Annotated in this window: 16 protein-coding genes and 2 pseudogenes; 7 read left to right on the top strand and 11 right to left on the bottom strand. The window is 63.4% G+C overall.

All coding sequences use genetic code 11. From position 1 onward, the window contains the following. Nucleotides 1–32: 32 nt before the first annotated feature. Nucleotides 33–2666 carry an Rne/Rng family ribonuclease gene (locus EQG66_RS12510; RefSeq protein WP_245988083.1) on the bottom strand — a complete coding sequence of 878 codons (2634 nt, stop codon included), beginning with the start codon at nucleotides 2664–2666 and terminating at the stop codon, nucleotides 33–35. Nucleotides 2667–3246: 580 nt separating this feature from the next. On the opposite strand from EQG66_RS12510, the pseudogene EQG66_RS12505 reads away from it, so the two are divergent. From EQG66_RS12505 to prfB, 3 genes and pseudogenes are all read left to right on the top strand, one after another. After that, a pseudogene (locus tag EQG66_RS12505) lies at nucleotides 3247–4038 on the top strand (N-acetylmuramoyl-L-alanine amidase family protein); the annotation flags it as partial. Between the two features lie 54 nt (nucleotides 4039–4092). Beyond that, nucleotides 4093–6642, top strand: a complete 2550-nt coding sequence (locus EQG66_RS12500; protein WP_129404933.1) for a penicillin-binding protein 1A — start codon at nucleotides 4093–4095, stop codon at nucleotides 6640–6642. A 33-nt stretch (nucleotides 6643–6675) separates the two neighbouring features. Next, entirely contained in the window at nucleotides 6676–7803 is a 1128-nt protein-coding gene (gene prfB, locus EQG66_RS12495; protein WP_129404932.1) for a peptide chain release factor 2, read from the top strand. Here prfB and EQG66_RS12490 read toward each other — a convergent pair. From EQG66_RS12490 to EQG66_RS12455, 8 genes are read right to left on the bottom strand one after another with little or no spacing between them, the layout of a single operon-like run. After that, nucleotides 7800–8105: a DUF1905 domain-containing protein gene (locus EQG66_RS12490; RefSeq protein WP_129404931.1), complete on the bottom strand. Its 306-nt coding sequence runs from the start codon at nucleotides 8103–8105 to the stop codon at nucleotides 7800–7802. The two genes, prfB and EQG66_RS12490, sit on opposite strands and share 4 nt — an antisense overlap. A 54-nt stretch (nucleotides 8106–8159) precedes the next feature. Next, nucleotides 8160–9137, bottom strand: coding sequence for a type II secretion system F family protein (locus tag EQG66_RS12485; RefSeq protein WP_129404930.1), 978 nt, complete (start codon nucleotides 9135–9137; stop codon nucleotides 8160–8162). A gap of 6 nt (nucleotides 9138–9143) precedes the next feature. Beyond that, complete coding sequence (locus EQG66_RS12480; RefSeq protein WP_129404929.1) at nucleotides 9144–10139, bottom strand: type II secretion system F family protein; 996 nt, start codon at nucleotides 10137–10139, stop codon at nucleotides 9144–9146. Between the two features lie 37 nt (nucleotides 10140–10176). Then, nucleotides 10177–11457 carry a P-loop NTPase family protein gene (locus EQG66_RS12475; protein WP_129404928.1) on the bottom strand — a complete coding sequence of 427 codons (1281 nt, stop codon included), beginning with the start codon at nucleotides 11455–11457 and terminating at the stop codon, nucleotides 10177–10179. Nucleotides 11458–11460: 3 nt separating this feature from the next. After that, complete coding sequence (locus EQG66_RS12470) at nucleotides 11461–12111, bottom strand: CpaD family pilus assembly lipoprotein (RefSeq protein ID WP_129404927.1); 651 nt, start codon at nucleotides 12109–12111, stop codon at nucleotides 11461–11463. 17 nt (nucleotides 12112–12128) lie between these two features. Next, the gene (locus tag EQG66_RS12465; RefSeq protein ID WP_129404926.1) at nucleotides 12129–13709 is read right to left on the bottom strand and encodes a type II and III secretion system protein family protein; all 1581 of its coding nucleotides are present in this window, start codon (nucleotides 13707–13709) and stop codon (nucleotides 12129–12131) included. Between the two features lies 1 nt (nucleotide 13710). Continuing rightward, nucleotides 13711–14685: a Flp pilus assembly protein CpaB gene (gene cpaB, locus EQG66_RS12460; RefSeq protein WP_129404925.1), complete on the bottom strand. Its 975-nt coding sequence runs from the start codon at nucleotides 14683–14685 to the stop codon at nucleotides 13711–13713. A gap of 51 nt (nucleotides 14686–14736) precedes the next feature. Next, nucleotides 14737–15210, bottom strand: a complete 474-nt coding sequence (locus tag EQG66_RS12455; protein ID WP_129404924.1) for an A24 family peptidase — start codon at nucleotides 15208–15210, stop codon at nucleotides 14737–14739. Nucleotides 15211–15271: 61 nt separating this feature from the next. Between EQG66_RS12455 and EQG66_RS12450 the strand changes: the two genes are divergently transcribed. From EQG66_RS12450 to mobA, 4 genes are all read left to right on the top strand, one after another. Beyond that, nucleotides 15272–16201 carry an alpha/beta fold hydrolase gene (locus EQG66_RS12450; RefSeq protein ID WP_245988082.1) on the top strand — a complete coding sequence of 310 codons (930 nt, stop codon included), beginning with the start codon at nucleotides 15272–15274 and terminating at the stop codon, nucleotides 16199–16201. Beyond that, on the top strand, nucleotides 16198–17322 hold the full coding sequence (locus tag EQG66_RS12445; RefSeq protein ID WP_129404923.1) for an NAD(P)/FAD-dependent oxidoreductase: 1125 nt from the start codon (nucleotides 16198–16200) through the stop codon (nucleotides 17320–17322). Before EQG66_RS12450 ends, EQG66_RS12445 begins: the two co-directional genes overlap by 4 nt. Before the next feature lie 62 nt (nucleotides 17323–17384). Further along, nucleotides 17385–17555, top strand: coding sequence for a YegP family protein (locus tag EQG66_RS12440; RefSeq protein WP_129404922.1), 171 nt, complete (start codon nucleotides 17385–17387; stop codon nucleotides 17553–17555). Nucleotides 17556–17570: 15 nt separating this feature from the next. Next, nucleotides 17571–18119 carry a molybdenum cofactor guanylyltransferase gene (gene mobA, locus EQG66_RS12435; RefSeq protein ID WP_129404921.1) on the top strand — a complete coding sequence of 183 codons (549 nt, stop codon included), beginning with the start codon at nucleotides 17571–17573 and terminating at the stop codon, nucleotides 18117–18119. Here mobA and EQG66_RS12430 read toward each other — a convergent pair. Both EQG66_RS12430 and EQG66_RS15620 read right to left on the bottom strand, forming a co-directional pair. Beyond that, the gene (locus tag EQG66_RS12430) at nucleotides 18107–18337 is read right to left on the bottom strand and encodes a hypothetical protein (protein ID WP_129404988.1); all 231 of its coding nucleotides are present in this window, start codon (nucleotides 18335–18337) and stop codon (nucleotides 18107–18109) included. The genes mobA and EQG66_RS12430 overlap by 13 nt on opposite strands. A 126-nt stretch (nucleotides 18338–18463) precedes the next feature. Then, nucleotides 18464–18594 (bottom strand): annotated as a pseudogene (locus EQG66_RS15620) (electron transfer flavoprotein subunit alpha/FixB family protein); the annotation flags it as partial.

Raw genomic sequence — 18594 nt, 5'->3', positions numbered from 1 at the left:
GCGGGCTATTGACCCGCGCCCCGGTAAAGCCCTTACGCGCCGAAAGTGCGCTGCCACCAGCCGCGCCGCGGCTCGCCATTGTCCTCTTCCGGCTCTGCGGCATCGGCGGAGACAGGCGCAGGCGCTTCGATCGTGGCTTCGGGTGCTGCGGCCGATGCGGCAGCGGGGGCAGAGGCTGCGCCTGCCTCTGACGCGACATCCTCGGTTGCCGCACCTGTGGCTGCTTCCGCTTCGATATCCGCCTTCTTGCGGCGGGTGCGCTTGGGCTTGGCTGCGGGTGCTGCTTCTGCCTCTGGTTCCGCAGCAGCAGGTACGCTCTCGGCAGGTGCCTCCACGCCTGCCGGGGCGGCCTCAGCAGACGATGCTGCTTCATCCGCCGCAACAGCCGCCTTGGGCTTGCGGGTGCGGCGGGTTTTTGGCTTGGGCGCTGCCTCAGCCTGGGCCTCGGCCTCCATCGCTTCTGGCGCTTCGGCAGGCTGCTCGGTCGCTATGGCTTCGCTGCCTGTTTCCTCGGATGCGGCATCGGGCACTTGTGCTTCGCCTGCCGGTGCCTCGCTATCGCCCTCGCCACGCCTGCGGCGACCGCCCCTGCGGCCACGGCGGCTGCGGCGGCGGGTTTCCTCGCCATCATCGGCTGTTACTGCGGTGGGGGCGTCCTGCTCCTCGCCAGACGCGGCGTCTGACTCAGCCTCACCGGCTTCATCACCTGCCTCGCGCTCGGCTCCCTGCGCCTCGCCCTCTTCGCGACGGCCGCCACGGCGGCGGCGGCGCCTGCGACGGCGACGACCACCTTCGCGATCCTCGCGGTCTTCCCTGTCTTCGCGGGCCTGACGCTCGTCGCGGGTCTCGTTTTCCGGGATGTCTTCCTCGTCCTCGGCTTCCTCAAGAGGCAGGTCGTCATCCTCCTCCACATCGGCGATCGGCGCATAGCTGACCTGAACCAGCGGCCTTGGCCCGCTTGCCTCGACAGACATGCGCGCGCCCTCAACCTCGCCATCCGGGAGGATAATGATCGTCACGCCATAGCGCTGCTCGATCTCGTCCAGCTCGCGCCGCTTGTTGTTGAGCACATAGAAGGCGGCTTCCTGGCTGGCGCGCAGCGTGATGATGCTGCCCCGGCCGCGCGCAGCCTCTTCTTCCAGCATACGCAGCGCGGAAAGCCCGGCGGAGGATGCAGTGCGGACAAGCCCGGTGCCCTCGCAATGCGGGCAGGCGCGGGTCGATGCCTCCAGCACGCCGGTGCGCAGGCGCTGGCGGCTCATCTCCATCAGACCGAAGCCCGATATGCGGCCCACCTGGATCCGCGCCCGGTCGTCCTTCAGCGCGTCCTTCATCGCCTTCTCAACCTTGCGGACGTTGGAGCCGTGCTCCATGTCGATAAAGTCGATGACGACGAGGCCCGCCATGTCGCGCAGGCGGAGCTGACGCGCAATTTCCCGCGCAGCCTCAAGGTTGGTGTTGAGCGCGGTCTGCTCGATATTATGTTCGCGCGTGGAGCGGCCGGAGTTGATGTCTATCGACACCAGAGCCTCGGTCGGGTTGATGACGAGATAGCCACCGGATTTCAGCTGTACCACCGGGTGATACATTGCGGCGAGCTGATCCTCCACGCCGTGCCGCTGGAACAGCGAGACGGGGTCGGCATATTGCTTTACCTTGCGTGCGTGGCTCGGCATCAGCAGCTTCATGAAATCCTTGGCGGCGCGATAGCCCTCGTCGCCTTCGATCATGATTTCGTCGATATCGCGGTTATAGATGTCACGGATCGCGCGCTTGATAAGGTCGCTGTCGTTGTGGATCAGCGCGGGGGCCGAACTTTTCAGCGTGTTTTCGCGGATCTCGTCCCACAGGCGGGCAAGATAATCGAAGTCGCGCTTGATTTCGGTGCGGGTGCGCTCCAGCCCCGCCGTGCGGACGATGCAGCCCATGGTCGAAGGCAGGTTCATCTCGGCGATGATGGACTTCAAGCGCTTGCGGTCGGCCGAGTTGCTGATCTTGCGTGAAATACCGCCGCCATGGCTGGTGTTGGGCATCAGCACGCAATAGCGGCCCGCGAGGCTGAGATAGGTGGTCAGCGCCGCGCCCTTGTTGCCGCGCTCTTCCTTTACTACCTGGATCAGCAGCACCTGGCGGCGCTTGATGACATCCTGGATCTTGTAGCGGCGGCGCAAAGCCATGCGCTTGCGGCGCAGCTCGTCGTTATGATCCTCGCTCTGCCCGCCCTTGCGGCGGCGCGGAGGGGGGGCACCGTTTTCACCCTCTTCCTCGGCTTCTTCAGCGGCATGATCGGTGTGGTCGTCGTCGGCGTCTGTGCCCTCGGCATCTGCCTCGGTGGCATAGTCGTCGTCCTCATCGCGCAGCGCGGCTTCCTGCGCGGCGTGTTCTGCTTCCTCACGCAGCAGCGCCTCGCGGTCCTCACGCGGGATCTGGTAATAATCCGGGTGGATTTCCGAAAAGGCGAGGAAGCCGTGGCGGTTGCCGCCGTAATCGACGAACGCAGCCTGCAACGAGGGTTCGACCCGCGTTACCTTTGCCAGATAGATATTGCCTTTGAGCTGCTTGTGCTCTGCGGATTCGAAGTCAAATTCCTCGATTCGGTTTCCCTTGACGACCGCGACACGGGTTTCTTCCCGGTGGCGCGCGTCGATTAGCATGCGCATGTTCATTCAGATTACTCCGGGCATGGGGCGGCCGGATCAAATCTCTCCGGCGGGCCATGCGATTGATGAGGGGCGCGCCGCGCTGCCATGCCAAAACGGCGTGGCCGGGGCGTACCCGGTTCTGGTGGATAGGGTTCAATGGATTTGCGATATATGTGTCTGTTGCATGGGCATGGCCGGTCATTGTGCCGGAACCCGAAACTCCCGACCGCGCGTCAAGGCCGGCATTGCGGCCTTGAACGGAGTGGGAAAAATGCCTCATTACAACGTCAACCTGTTTAGAACGGATGGAATCGGGTACATACCCTCGGCCACCCTGCAAGCGCGCCCTGCGTCATGACTTCAAACAGCCGACGGCATTGCGCGCATCATGAGCTAGCACCACTGGTCATCGGGAGCAACAGCCCCCCGATCTTTTGTTGGTTGCTCAGGGGGATATTCCGCCCGACATGGTAAATATTGTGTTAACGCGGCTGGACGGCGCGCGCGATAGCGGCGAATAGTCAGCGTGATGAGCGCGCATTTTCTATGGCTACCTGCATTATTCGCATCGCTCGGCGGTGCACCCGATGCACTATCGTCAGACTATGCCCGCCCGCCCCGGCGCAGCCACAGCATTACCGTCCATGTCGCGCCGCCCGCCAAAGGCCTTGCCCTGCCGCCCATATATGGCCCTGCCGATCCTGCCCGCCCGCTGGTGGTGATCGACGCCGGGCATGGCGGGCACGATCCCGGCGCGGCCAACCGGGCGCATGGGCAGCAGGAAAAAGAGGTGACGCTGGCGCTCGCCATTGCCCTGCGTGACCGGCTGGTGCGCGGCGGGCGCACGCGCGTGGCGCTGACGCGCAGCGACGATCGCTTTCTGCTGTTGCAGGAGCGCTATGATATCGCGCGCAGGCTGGGGGCTGATCTGTTCCTCTCGATCCACGCGGATGCGGCGGAAAATGATGGGGCACAGGGCGCGACCATTTATACGCTCTCTGAAACCGCGTCGGACCGCGAGGCCGCCCGCCTCGCGATGCGAGAAAACCGGGCCGACATTATAAACGGGGTCGATGTCGGCGCGCAGGAAGGCACGGTCAGCTCGATACTTATAGACCTGTCACAGCGCGAGGCGATGGCGCAATCGGTCGAGTTTGCGCGCCTGCTTTATCGCGAGGCGGCGCCCTTTGTGCCGTTCCGCAGCACATGGCACCGTTTTGCTTCGCTGGTAGTGCTGAAGGCGCCGGATATTCCCTCGGTGTTGTTCGAGGCGGGCTATATCACCAGCGCGCAGGATGTGGCGCGGCTATCCTCCGTCAAGGGGCGCGCTCAGGCGGCCGAAGGGCTTGCCCGCGCCATAGAGATCCATTTTGCCCGCGCACAGATCAGCCGATGAGACGCATGGTTATGGACTGGCCAAGCCTGCCATATTTTTCTACAGGCGGGTGCCATGAATGATGCCGGAGCCGAAAACACGAGCGAGGATCGCTTCAGCTATCGCGTGACCAGAGGTGTGAGCGACGCACGGCTGACGCTGGCCGGTTGGTGGCAGAAGCGCTGGGTCCGCCGCGCGACCTATGTTTTTGGCGCGGTTCTGGTGTTCTTTGCGCTATTCTGGGCCATTTTTGCGCGCGATCTGCCCAATGCCGAGGCGCTGGCAGATTATGAACCCTCGCTGCCGAGCGTGGTGCGGGACGTCAACGGCGAGCCGGTCTATAGCTATGCGCGCGAGCGGCGGGTACAGCTCAGCTACAATGATTTCCCGCCCCAGCTGATCCGCGCCGTTCTCTCGGCCGAAGACAAGACCTTCTTTTCGCACCATGGTGTGGATTTCACTGGGCTTGCAGGCGCGGTGATCGATTATGCATCGAAGATCGGTTCCGGCGAGCGCGCCAAGGGCGGCTCCACCATCACGCAGCAGGTGGCGAAGAACCTGCTGCTGGGTGACGAATATTCCCCCACCCGCAAGATCAGGGAGATGATCCTCGCCTACCGCATCGAACGGGCGATGACCAAGCAGCAGATCCTCGAACTCTATCTCAACCAGATATTCCTTGGCCGCAACGCCTATGGCGTACAGGCGGCGTCGCGCGCCTATTTCAACAAGGATGTGGGCGAGCTCAAGCTGCACCAGTTCGCCTTCCTCGCAATCCTCCCCAAGGGTCCGGCCAACTATCGCCCGGAGACGGAAAAGGGCTATGCCCGTGCGCTCGAACGGCGCAACTGGGCGCTGGGCGAGATGAAGCAGAACGGCTGGATCACCGATACGCAATATCGCGACGCCACCTCCCGCCCGATCGACGCTGTAAACCAGCTCGGCACATTGTTTGACAGCGCGCGCGCTGATGCGGGTGGCTATTATATGGAAGAAGTGCGCCGCCGCCTGATCGAGAAATTCGGCGACACTGAAGAGGATGGCCCCAACAGCGTCTATGCCGGTGGCCTGTGGATACGCACGCCTTATGATGCCGAGATTCAGGGCCGCACGCGCGATGCGCTGCGCAATGGCCTGCTGCGCTATTCGGGTGGGCATGGCTGGTCCGGCCCCATTGCCACGATCGAGATGGACGACCAGTGGCGCAGCCGCTTCGCCAGCAGCTTCAAGAGCATCGACTATCAGGACTGGCGCGTGGCGGTGGTGGTGTCGAAGGACCGGGGCGCGGCGGAGCTGGGGCTGTCCGGCGGCAAGACCGGCACACTGCCCGCCAGCCTCGCGCAGACGCCTTATCGCAAAATCGGCGGCCCGGCGTTCAACGCGCTGAAACCTGGCGACATGATCGTCGTCAAGCCGATGGGCGGCAGCACCTATGCCCTGCGCAGCGTGCCGGAAGTATCGGGCGGTATGATGGTGCAGGCGGTGCGCACCGGGCGCATCTACGCGATGCAGGGCGGGTTCGACTCCAGCCTCTCCTCCTACAACCGCGTAACACAGGCGCAGCGCCAGCCGGGATCGACGATCAAGCCGTTTGTCTATGCTGCGGCACTGGACAATGGCATGACGCCCGCGACGATCATTGTCGACGGGCCGTTCTGCGTGTGGCAGTCCGCCTCCCTCGGTCAGAAATGCTTCAAGAATTTCGATGCGGGCGGCGGCGGGCCGCACACGATGCGCTGGGGCATAGAGCAATCGCGCAACCTGATGACGGTGCGCACCGCATCGCAGACCGGCATGGACCGCGTGGTGCGCACGATCAAGGCGATGAACATCGGCGATTACCAGCCCTATCTTGCCTACGCGCTTGGCGCGGGCGAGACGACGGTGGAAAAAATGGTCAATGCCTATGCGGCGCTCGCCAACCATGGCCGCCTCAATAGCCCGCGCGTGATAGACTATGTGCAGGACCGGCATGGCACAGTGATCTGGCCCGACAAATGGCGCGCTTGTGCCGCGTGCAACGCGGCGGACTGGGACGGCAAGGCTATGCCGCGCTTTGGTCGCTCCGGCAAACAGGCGATGAACCCGATGACCGCCTATCAGATGGTGCACATCACCGAGGGCGTGATCCAGCGCGGCACCGCAACCGTACTGGCGGACCTTGGCCGCCCGTTGTTCGGCAAAACCGGCACGACTAACGGCCCGACCAATGTGTGGTTCGTCGGCGGATCGCCCGATCTCGTGGCAGGGGTCTATCTGGGCTATGATACGCCGCGTTCGCTGGGCGGCTATGCGCAAGGTGGCCGGATTTCCGCGCCGATCTGGAAAGAGGCGATGGCGCCGATATTGAAGGACATGCCCAAGGAACCGTTCGTCGCGCCTGCGGGAATCCGCATGGTGCGGATAGACCGGCGCTCCGGCAAGCGCGTCTATGGCGCGTGGCCGACGAGCGATCCCAAGCCCGCCGTGATCTGGGAAGCCTTCAAGCCAGAGACGGAGCCGCGCCGCACCATCCGCAAGGAGGAGCTGGATGCGCAGGCCAAGGCAGAGCGGGCACGCGCTGCGCGTGGGCCTGCGGCGAACAAAGACAGTGATTTCTTGCAGCGCGAGGGCGGAATATACTAGGGGCACCCCCCAGCCCCGATTGGAGAAAGAATCATGCGCGCCGAAGCGCAAGCCTATTGTGACCGTATCGATGCCGCGCTGGATCTGTTGCGCCGCTTCCTTGATTGGGACCGCGCGTTGCGCCGGCTCGACGAGCTGAACGCGCGCGTCGAAGACCCAAGCCTGTGGAACGACCAGAAAAAGGCGCAGGAAGTGATGCGCGAGCGCACCCGGCTCGACACCGCTATTTCTGCCACCCGTGCTATCGAGAAAGATAAACTCGATACCGTTGAGCTGCTGGAAATGGCGGATGCCGAAGGAGACAGCGCGCTGGGTGATGAGGCGGTCGCCAGCCTAGCGGTGCTGGCCGACAAGGCCGACGAAGACAAGATCAAGGCGCTGCTTGCCGGCGAAGCGGACGCCTCCGACACGTACCTCGAAATTCATGCCGGGGCGGGCGGCACCGAGAGCCAGGACTGGGCCGAAATGCTTCAGCGCATGTATCAGCGCTGGGCGGAGAAGCGCGGCTACAAGGTCGAGCTGGTCGATTATCAGGCAGGCGAGCAGGCGGGCATCAAGTCCGCGACGCTGCTGATCAAGGGCGAGAACGCCTATGGCTATGCCAAGACCGAGAGCGGTGTGCACCGCCTGGTGCGCATCTCGCCCTATGACAGCTCGGCCCGGCGGCACACGAGCTTCAGCTCGGTGTGGGTCTATCCGGTGATCGATGACAATATCGACATCGAGATCAATCCGGCGGACCTGAAGATCGACACCTATCGCGCATCCGGTGCGGGCGGGCAGCACGTCAACACCACCGACTCGGCGGTGCGCATCACCCATGTGCCCACCAACATCATCGTCGCCTGCCAGAATGACCGCAGCCAGCACAAGAACCGCGCCACCGCGATGAACATGCTGAAGGCCCGGCTCTACGAAAAGGAGCTGGCCGAGCGGGAGGCGGCGGCCAGCGGCGAATATGCCGCCAAGACCGAGATAGGCTGGGGCCACCAGATCCGCTCCTATGTGCTGCAACCCTATCAGATGGTGAAGGATTTGCGCACCGGGGTCGTCTCGTCCTCGCCCGATGATGTGCTCGACGGCGCGCTCGATCCCTATATGGCGGCAGCATTGAGCCAGAAGGTGACGGGCGAGAAGGTCGATGTCGAAGACGTGGATTAAATCCGGAGGGTTAGCGCTACTTCGTCACCCTCGGCCAGCCCCTCCGCCTTGCGCACCGCCGCCTTTACCGGCAGCATAAAGCCGCCCATTTCCTTGCTGGGGAATAGCGATGTTTCCCAAGTTGTATCGCCAATGGTTGCGCGCACCTTGACCGAGCCGAAGCCGCCGGTGCGGCCCATCGCGGCATAGTGGATCTCGCCCACCACATCGCCAGACAGTATGATGAAGAACCAGCTCGCCTTGTCGCCGCTCCACTTGATGAGTGGGCAGCGGGTCTCGATCACTTCCTCAAACATGCGCATGTCTCCCCGCTCCGGTTATGGCCGGAGCGCTGCGTTCGACGCAATGGAAGAATTTTACAGATTCTTGCTGATCGAGCAGGCAGCCGGGCCGAGGATGACGACGAACAGCGTCGGCAAGATGAAGAGGATCAGCGGCACGGTCATAATCGCGGGCAAGCGCGCGGCCTTTTCCTCTGCGCGCATCATGCGCTCGTGGCGGAACTCGGCAGAGAGTACGCGCAATGCCGACGCAAGCGGCGTGCCGTATTTCTCGGTCTGGATCATTGTCGTGACCACGCCCTTCAGTGCGTCGAGGTTTACGCGGGTAGCGAGGTTTTCAAAAGCCTGCCGCCGCTCGGTGAGGAAGCTCAGCTCGATGGCGGTGAGCTGAAACTCGTCACCCAGCTCAGGGTAGGCGCGGCCCAGTTCCTTGGAAACACGGCCAAAGGCGGCGTCGACGGTCAACCCCGCCTCGGCGCAGATCACCAGCAGATCAAGCGCATCGGGAAGACCCTTGCGGATCGCGGCAGCGCGCTTGGAGATGAGGTTGGAGATATAGATGTCCGGTGCCTTGTAGGCGGCGAGCAAGCAGGTGGCGAACGCCATGAAGCGCTTGAAATCGCTCCATTCCGGGTAGGCGCGAACGACATAGAGCATGAAGGCCGCAAGGCCCCCGACAGCGATGGGCATCACCAGACGCCCGAAAATGACGGCAACCGCCAGATCCTTTGAGCGGATACCTGCCTGCGCCAGTTTCTTCTGCGCCACCTGGAGCTGATCGTCCTGAAGCACCTGCAGCTTTTTGAGCAGCGTGCGCATCAGGTCTGTGCTCTCGCGCTGGTGCACCAGCTTGGCGCGGCGCTTGGCGGTGGAAGCGGTAATGCCCGCCTTCAGCTGTTCGCGCCGCTCGTTGAGGGCCTTGACCCGCTTGGTCATCGGATCGCGCGCCGTCGTGGCCATATACATGGCATACAGAACAGCCAGCGTCGCCACGGCGGCGAGCAGGGTCGCGAGGTCCGCGCCAGTCATACCAAAGAGGGTTTTGCCGGGCATGGTGCGTCAGATCTCGAAGTTTATCATCTGGGCCATGATGAACACGCCAATGCCCATCCATCCCATGCCGCCCAGGCCGATGAGCTGCATCAGGCTGAGTCCGAACAGCCCGTTGGGATCGGGCGTGAAAAATGCTGCCATGTAATTGAAATTGATCCAGCTGATGAGGCCGAACACGATGAACGGCAGAGAGCCGATGATCCAGGCCGATGCCTTGGATTCTGACGACATAGCATTGATTTTGAGCTTCATCTGCGCGCGCTGGCGCAGCACGGTGGCGAGGTTAGAGAGGGTTTCGGCAAGGTTGCCGCCTGTCTCGCGCTGGATATTGAGCGTGATGCAGAAAAACTGGAACTCCGCTGTCCCCAGCCGCTCGGCGGTTTCGATCAGCGCCTGATCCATTGTCTTGCCGATCTTGATCCGCTCCGTCACCAGTTTGAATTCTTCCCCCACCGGCGCAGGCACCTCGGTCGAGACGATGTTGAGCGTTTCGGCAATAGGCAGGCCGGAGCGCAGACCGCGCACCATCAGCTCCAGCGCGTCAGGGAAGTTCTGCGTGAATTTCTTGATGCGCTTGGCGATGACCATACTCACATATTTATGCGGCAGGCCGAGTCCAGCGGCGGTGCCGACGAGGAGTGCGGTGATCGGCGACCAGCCACGCAGCAGGCCAAAGCCCGCAATGCCCGCCATGATGCTGGCGCAGACAATCATATATTGATTGAGCGTCCATTTCTTGCCGGTCATTCTCAGGCGCTTCGCCAGCTTTTCGGGATCGGGGATCAAAGAAATGAAGGCATTGGCCTTTTGGGCGGATGTTGAGGCAATCGCCTTGCGCATCCGCGCCTCGACCTGGTTTTCGGCGGCACCGCTATGGCGACCCAGCACGGCCGCTAGACGGCGCGATTGTGCCTTTGCAAGCGACGGGCCGGAGAAGGCGAGCGCCGCCAGCATGAGCGCACCGCCCACCATCATGACAAGGAGGATCAGTTTGGGATCCATGAAGTCCTATCCACGCCTGCCAAATGTCATGGCCTGCTTATGCTTCCGCCTTGGCCTTGCCGCCCTTTTTGGGCAGCATGCCTTTCAGACCTTCCAGTTTGCCGATCAGCGAGCCGCCCTTTTTGGGTTCGGCCACTGTGCCATCTGCCCCGCCCAGCTCCAGAACCTGGCTCAGCGCCTCGGCATAAGACGCACCTAGCTTGCTGGATTTGGATACCTCGGCAAGCGTCTTGCCCAGCTTGGCGGCCTGCGCTGCAAGGCGCATGTCGTAAGGCAGGCTGATGTCGATCTTGCGCTCGATGGACTGTTCAAAATCCTTGCGCGATATTTCCAGCGCATTGGCCTGCACCTTGTTGGCGACCACGATCACCTTCATCTGCGGCGCGTTGGAGCGCAGCCAAGACAGCAGCCGGATGGTGTCGCGCGCGCCGGCCAGCGTGATTTCCGTCACTACTACACCGACATTATAATCTACCATGAGATGAGGAAACTGGATCAGCATATGGCGCGGCATATCGATGACGCTGGCGCCGAACACGCTGCGGAATTCCTCCTCAAGCTGATGGAACGCGCCGCCATCGGTCAGCATCGGCTGATGGATCGGCGCTTCGGCGGAAAGAAGGGCCAGCGTGTCTGATGCCCGCACCATAGCGCGCTCGATGAAAAGTCCATCGATACGGCTGGGGTTTTCGATCGCGTCAATCAGGCCTCGGCCCGGCTCCAGATCAAGCGTCAGCGCGCCGGTGCCGAAGTGCAGGTCTAGATCGAGAAGCGCGGTCGGCCGCTTGGCATTTTCCGAGAGCAGCCACGCGAGCGACGTTGCGACCGTCGAAGCACCCACGCCGCCGCGCACGCCGATGACGGCGGTGGCGATGTGGCTGTGCATATCGCCGCCTTCCAGACGGGGCGCAAGAAACGCGGCCTGCGCACTGGCAAATGTCTCGCGCAGATGTTCGGCGTTGAGCGGTTTGAGCAGATAATCCTGAATACCGCTGCCCAGAAGATCGCGATAGAGCCGCACATCGTTTACCTGCCCGCAGGCAATGACGATGGTGCCCGGCTCACATACTTCGGCGAGGCCATTGATGTCGTTCAGGGGATCGATCGATTCCGACATGTCGACGAACAACACATGCGGGCTGGCGCTGACGGAGAGAGACTGCACCGCATTGCGCAGGCCGCCCTTATAGACGCGCTCTGCATCCCAGCCCATCTCAACCGCGACGGAGCGGGTGATGGCGGCGGTGTTGTCGTCACACGCATAGGCCTGAAACATGTCGCGCCCGGCGCCCATGCCCATTTTGAAGGGAGCGTTCATCGCTTAGTTTCCTCCCAGGCTCACGAGGCCGCCGGAGCCGGTTGTCGGCTTGGCCTGCATGTCCTTGATCGCGCGATTGGATGTCGCGGTGCGCAGGCCGCCATTGCTCTCGGTCTGGCCGCGGACGAGGTCTTCCGGGTTGGCGACCATAGCGGCAATATTGCTGTTGACCGCGCATCCGAAGTTGGAGCTGGTGCCGCCGGACATGGTGTTTTCCTGTTTCGTCCGCCAGTCGGGGCAACCGGGAACGGCAGCGGTCGCGCGGCGCACGACGATCCGAACCGAGCCATAAGGCGGCGTTCCGGCGGTGACTGCATTGTCATCGCGCACCAGCATGCCACGCTGGCCGAGCACGTCGGCGATGTCTGCCTTGGCGGCGGCGCTATATGCCCCGGCCAGAGCTACACTGTCGCCATAGCCTATGCCAAGCGAATCGAGCCAGCCATTGAGCCGTGCCTTTTCGTCGGTGGAAACTCCCGCACCGCTGTCTGCGCGCAGATCCAGCACGAAGCTGGTGTAGCTGACGACCGGCTGATGCACGGATTCGACGCCGCGATTGACAGCGGTTTCAGCGCCGCACGCGCCAAGTGGCAGCGCGATTGCTCCGACGAGGGCGAAGCGGCGGAGGAAGGAGCGGGTATGTGAGCTAGTCATGATGATGATCCTTCCCGTCAGAATGTGAAGCCCGGCCCGACAGCCTCCGCAGCAGCGGTGCGGGCGGGCTTGCGCTTGTCACCCGTAGGCGCTGGCGCGGGAACGGGGGTTATGGCGGCTTGTGGCGCGCCTGCCGGGCTGGCCGGTGGCGCTTTGGGCGCGACGGACGGCATGGGCCGGTTGGCGCCGCTCACACCGTCTGACCCCTTGTTGAGCAGCAAGCCTTGAAGCTCCGTCGCGTTGCGGAAGCCGTCAGTCGGCAGGCGCACGTCGCTGGCGTTGATCGGCTTCACCAAATAGGGCGTGACGACGATCACCAGCTCGGTCTCGTCGCGCAGGAATTTGCGCGATTTGAACAGGCTGCCCAAGATCGGCACGTTGCCGATGCCGGGCACCTTGTTGATATTGTTGGCAGTGTCGTTGCTCAGCAGCCCCGCGATCATGAAGGCCTGGCCGGAGCCAAGCTCCACCGTGGTTTCGGCGGTGCGGGTTTTCAGCGCCGGAACGCTGCTGTTGATCGAAAAATCGAGCGTCGAGACGCTGGGACGCACGCGCATCGAGATGCGCCCATCCGCCAGCACCACGGGGGTGAAGGCGAGTTGCACGCCATATTGCTTGAACTCGATGCTGTTGCCGTTGTTGGCGCCATTAAACACCGTGTAGGGATATTCGCCGCCCGCAAGGAAGCTCGCCGTCTCGCCTGAAAGCGAGGTGAGGTTGGGCTGCGCCAGCGTGGTGGCGAGGCCGCTGATCTCCGCCAGATCGAGCGCGGCGAGGATGTTCATGCCGAACAGCTTGGTGTCCGCGGCGATCGTGGTAGCGCCAATCTGCTGCGACGCGACGCTGCCCCCAGTTCCGGGCACAAGGCCATTGCCGGTGCCGAGAAATCCACCCGGCGTCCATTGGCCGCTGACGATTTGCCGACCCGTTGCAGCCCCGAACTTGAAACCGTTTGTAAAGTCGGCACTACTCAAGTTTGTGCCGATCTGGTGAATCAGATTGCGGCTGACTTCGGCGATCTTGACCTGAAGGTTGACCTGAAGCGGCGTCGCGGTGCGCAAGCGGCTGACGACGGTGGGAACCGGCTGCCCCGGAGGCGGGGCAGAGAACGCCTGCACCAGCCGTTCGGCCTCGGCGGCGTCTTCCGGCGCTTTCACCGTGCCGGTGAGCAGGATCAGCCCGTTCATCTTGGAGACGGTGATGTCCGAATCCGGCATCGCGAGTTTCAGCATCTGATCGATGCTGGTGAGGTTGTTGCCGACGCGGACCATGCCGCTCCACAATACGCGGCCCCCCGCAGTCGTGGCGGAAATGCTGGTTTCCCCCGCGCTCTTCGCGAGGATATAGATCTGGTTCTGCGAGCGCACATGCACGTCCGCCACGCCGGGATTGGCGACGACCACATCGGTCATGCTGCCCGGCAGGTTGATGACGCGGCTGGCGCCGACCGACATCAGGATGACGCCGTTTTCTGCTGACTTTGCCGCGTCCGGAGCAGCTCCAGCTATCCCGGCGGGTGCGATCAGGCTGGCGCTGGCGAGCAACAGGGCACTGGCGAGACCGCCTGCCTTGCGCAGCGATGAGCGTGTATGGTTCATCTCAGTTCCCCCTGATCTCTACCTGCTCGACCGCTGTACCCCGCGCCACGCGGACGAGCGCGCCGACCTGCGGCACAACCTTGCGCGGCGGCATGGAGCGGCGGGCGAAGCGGGATACATCGCCGCCGGTGGAATAGCCGAAGCGGCCATCCTCTGGGCGCGAGGCAATAGTGGTGAGCGCGCGTTTTTCAGCGGCGGGATCGTTGCTGTTAGGCAGTGCGACATTGCCATTGGCGATGGCTGCGTCCAGATCCTGCTTGGTGTCTGCCAGCGCGCGCAGCGTGAGCGAAATCTGGCCCATGGTTTGCGATACGGCGATCTTTTCCGCGATCCGCGGTGTTACCTCCAGCGTAACGTTGGAGAAGGTGCGCACATCAGGCTTGCCTGTTTCATCGAGCGCATTGGTGCGTTGATCGGTGGCAAGCACGCGCAGGTTGCGCACAATGGTTTCCGTGACTCGCAGCGGGTTGTTGGCGTCTTCACCGTTCACGGTCTGCGTCACCAGCACGTCGACGCGATCACCGGGGAAGATGAACCCCGCGACCGAGCTTTGCATAGAGACCGGCACTGTCACAGCACGCATGCCGGGGCCAAGAGCGGCGGCAAGGAAGCCGCGCTCGCCCGGCATGATGAGTGCGCCGCGCGTCGCAGGCTGACCTGCGGTGATGGCATTGCGGACGACAGCGCCCTGAAGCGACTGTGGGTCTGCCTTGCCCTGAAGATAATAGGGTTCCTCGACCAGATCCTTCGGCCAGGGCTGAAACCGGAAACTCTCGGCATCAATGATCGTGCCCACGGGCAGCGCGCGTTTCGCGACCAGCACCTGCGGGCCATCCAGCGCCTGCTGCGGCACGGCGGAGGCGGTTGCCTGCGGCGCTGGCGCCTGTGTCTCGCTGAACATAGAGCGGGCCATTAGTGCCGCTGCCACTGCGATGATGAGCGCGCCTGCCAGCAGCACTGCTTTTTTCACATCCATGACGAACCTCGTCCTCCAAGCCCGGAAAAGCGGGTCTTCCGAGCGTAAATGTTACGCAAATTGGTTAATTATCCGTTCACCGACCAGCCACATCGCCGCGAGCGAGATGGCGACGCCATAAGGCACCTCCGGCTGGCCCAGCCTTTTGCTGATCCGGTGGTGGATCACTGTCACCAGTGTCACCACGCCGCCGATGACCGACATCAGCACAAGCAACAGCACCAGTGCCTGCCACGGGAACCACAAGGCGACCGCGGCAAGCAGCTTCACATCGCCTCCGCCCATCATGCCGAGCGCGAATAGCGCCGCGAAAATGCCGAACATGCCGATGCCTAACCCGACTTGCAGAGCCATATCCGGCCAGGCGGGAATCCCGCTCGCCAGCCAATAAAGCGGCGCAAGCAAAGCAATTGCGAGGTTCAGCCGGTTGGAAATGATGCGCGCGCGTATATCCGTAACAGCGGCGGCCACCAGCAAGCCAGCCAGTGCGCACAGCAAGATAATCCGGATAATTTCCCCGCTCATGACGTCAGGTCTAGACGCAATGCCTTACCAACTCGTAAACAGCGCGTTAATGCGACTGGCAGTGCCCACCCTTGATGACGCCATGATGGAGAGCTGGCCCGCGCCCGATGGCTGGCCATTGCGGCGCGTGCGGCTGTCTGGCCGGGGCGGGGCGCGTGGTTCCCTGCTGTTCATCGGCGGGCGGGCAGACCATATCGAGAAATATGACGAGGCGCTGATCGGCTGGGCGGAGCAGGGCTGGGATGTTGAAAGCGTGGACTGGCGGGGGCAGGGCGGATCCGGGCGGTTGATACAGGGCAGCGCGCTGGGCCATGCGGAGGACTTCGGCTGCTGGCTGGAGGATATCGAGGCCTATGCGGAGGACTGGCACACACGCACGAGCGCGCCGCATGTCATCGTCGCACATTCCATGGGCGGCCATCTGGTACTCCGCGCGCTGGCGGAAGGGCGGATAACGGCGGATGCAGTGGCGCTCTCCGCACCGATGCTGGGCATACGCGCCGGGCCGCTGCCGCAATGGCTGGCGGGCGGGATCGCGGCGGCGGCGTGCGCGGTGGGGCTGGGGCGCAAGGCGGTGGGGCGGGTGCGCGAGGCTCTGAGCGTTGACGAAGGCACTGCCTTACCCACAGTGCTCACCCATGACCGGGAGCGCCTGTTGCGCGAGGCACGGTTCGAGCTGGAGCGACCGGACGTCGCGCTTGGCCCGCCGACATGGGGATGGCTGCGCGCGGCTTTTCGTTCGCTCGCGTGGATGGCGCGGCCCGATACTCTCGAACGGATCACCGCGCCGATGCTGATCCTCGCCAGCGCGGGGGACCGGGTGGTCTCCACCCCCGCGATCATCCGTGCGGCGGCGCGGGTGCCGGGCGCCCGGATTCATGTCTATGGCGCCGATGTTGCGCATGAAATATTGCGCGAGGTAGATGCGGTGCGCGATGATGCGCTGGCCCGTATAGACGCCTTCTTTGCCGAGTACGCCTCCCGCCCATGACCGCCCTTGCCAGCCAGTATGACGCCGTGATTGTCGGCGCGGGGATGGCGGGCGCCAGCCTTGGCGCAGAGCTTGCCGGGCATATGTCTGTGCTGGTGGTCGAGGCCGAGGCGCAACCGGGTTATCATGCTACCGGGCGCTCGGTCGCCTTCTGGTCGGAGAGTTATGGCGGGCCGAACGTCCGCCCGCTCACCCGCGCGTCCTATCCGTTGCTTTCCAGCCCGGCACCGGATTTTGCCGAGCAGGGCTTCCTCAGCCCGCGCGGCGCGCTGCATATCGGGCGGGTGGAGCATGCGCCGCTAAGAGACGCCAAGATCGCCGCCTTTGCCGATGATGCGTTGTTTCAGCCGGTGGAGGCGGCGGCCTTGCGCGATGCGATCCCCGGTCTGCGTGAAGAATGGACGGCTGGCCTTGCCGAACCCACCATGTGTGACATTGATGTCGCGGCGCTGCACAGCGCTTATCTGAAACAGCTACGCCAGCGCGGTGGCAATGTCGCCTGCTCCACGCGCTTGAAGGGGGCACAGGCATTATCCGATGGCGGCTGGGCGGTGCGCCTGTCCGGTGACGAGGAGGTACGCACGTCCCTACTCGTCAACGCGGCGGGTGCGTGGGCAGATGACGTCGCGCGCCTCTGCGGTCTGCGCCCACTCGGTATCCAGCCGCTGTTGCGCACAGTCGTGCAATTGCGGATGGCCCCGGCAGTGCCTGATGACCTGCCGCTGGTGCTCGATCTGGAGGAGAGCTTGTATTTCAAGCCAATTGGCGGCGGGCGCATCTGGCTGACTCCGCATGATGAGCAGCCCGCCGAGCCGGGCGATGTCGCGCCGGACGAACTTGACGTTGCCATCGCGATCGACCGCCTGAGCCAGGTGGTGGACTGGCGCGTGGAGGCGGTGGAGCGCAAATGGGCAGGCTTGCGCAGCTTCGCGCCGGATCGGTTGCCGGTCTATGGGCCAGATGCAGAAGCGCCTGGCTTCTTCTGGTTCGCGGGGCAGGGTGGCTTTGGTATACAGACTGCTCCTGCGGCGGCGCGGCTGGGGGCGGCGCTGATCCTGGGGCGGGATGATCCGCTCATCGCAGCCCTCGATACGAAGATTTACGCGCCCGCGCGCTTTTGACCTTGCGAAGCGGAGGCAGCCAGATAGTCTGCTCTTCGCGTTGAACAGCTGGAGTCAGGATAATGGCGCACAAATTTGTGATTGAGCAGAACAAGGCGGGCGAATATGTCGCCAAATTCAAATACAACGCCGAAGTCATCTTCTGGACCGAGGGTTACAAGAGCAAGGCCTCAGCAAAAAATGCCATCGAGTCGATTCTCAAGAACGGACCGGGCGCGCCGATCGAGGAATAAGCGAAGCGGCTTACCATGACCCTGCTCGGCGCAATCATTGCGGGCGGGGAGGCGCGGCGTTTCGGTGCGGACAAGGCGGCGGCACGGCTCAATGGCTTGGCGCTGATCGATCATGTTGCGCGGGCACTTGGGGGCCAGACCGATGCGCTGGTCGTCGTCGGGCGGGAGTGGGGTGGCTTGCCTTCGGTCCCGGATCGCCCGCGCGGCGGCGAGGGGCCATTGGGTGGCCTCAACGCTGCACTGCATTTCGCGCACGAACAGGGGCATGAAGCGGTTTTGTGCGCAGGGTGCGACACGATGCCCCTGCCGCCCGACCTTGGCCTGCGGCTCGCCCCCGGCCCCGCGGTGGTGGAGGGGCACTGGCTGATGGGCTATTGGCCTGCCATGCTCGCGGGGCAGCTTGACAGGTGGCTGGATGACCAACCGGATCGCTCGATCCGGGGTTGGATGCGCGCATGCGGTGCGCGCATGGTGGCGGTGGAGGCCGCATTTTACAACATCAATACGCCGGAAGCGTTGGCGCAGGCCGAGGCGGCGCTGTCAAGCGTTGCTCAGTCCAGATAGCCGAGCTGAGCCTGCATTTCGACCGCGTCGATAATCTTGCCGCCCCCCATCATCACCGCCGCACAGCAGGCGAGGAACAACAGCTTGCCGCCTGCACCTGGATAATGCGCAACATAATGCATACCCCGGTCCGTCGCGCCCAGAGCCAGCGCGTAAATCACGGCAAAGGCCTCGAACTTGGTCCTGATCGTGAAGAGGCGGCGAATCCTAGTTAACATTTCGTTAAAATAGCGGGAGCGTTGATATCCGCCAACGCCGTTAACCGCGAATATCGCCTTGATGATCAAACACGAAAAAGCCCCGGCGGGCTAGGCCGGGGCTGATTGCGTTTGCAGATGACCGGATTACAGTTTTTCTGTGAGTTCCGGGACGATCTTGAAGAGATCCCCGACGAGGCCGATGTCGGCTACCTGGAAGATGGGAGCATCCTCGTCCTTGTTGATGGCGATGATGGTTTTGCTGTCCTTCATGCCGG

Origin of the sequence: Sphingobium fluviale, assembly GCF_004122115.1 — a bacterium.
GTDB lineage: Bacteria > Pseudomonadota > Alphaproteobacteria > Sphingomonadales > Sphingomonadaceae > Sphingobium > Sphingobium fluviale.
Note: the sequence above shows the minus strand (reverse complement) of the source record. Positions and strands in the feature narration are given on the sequence as shown.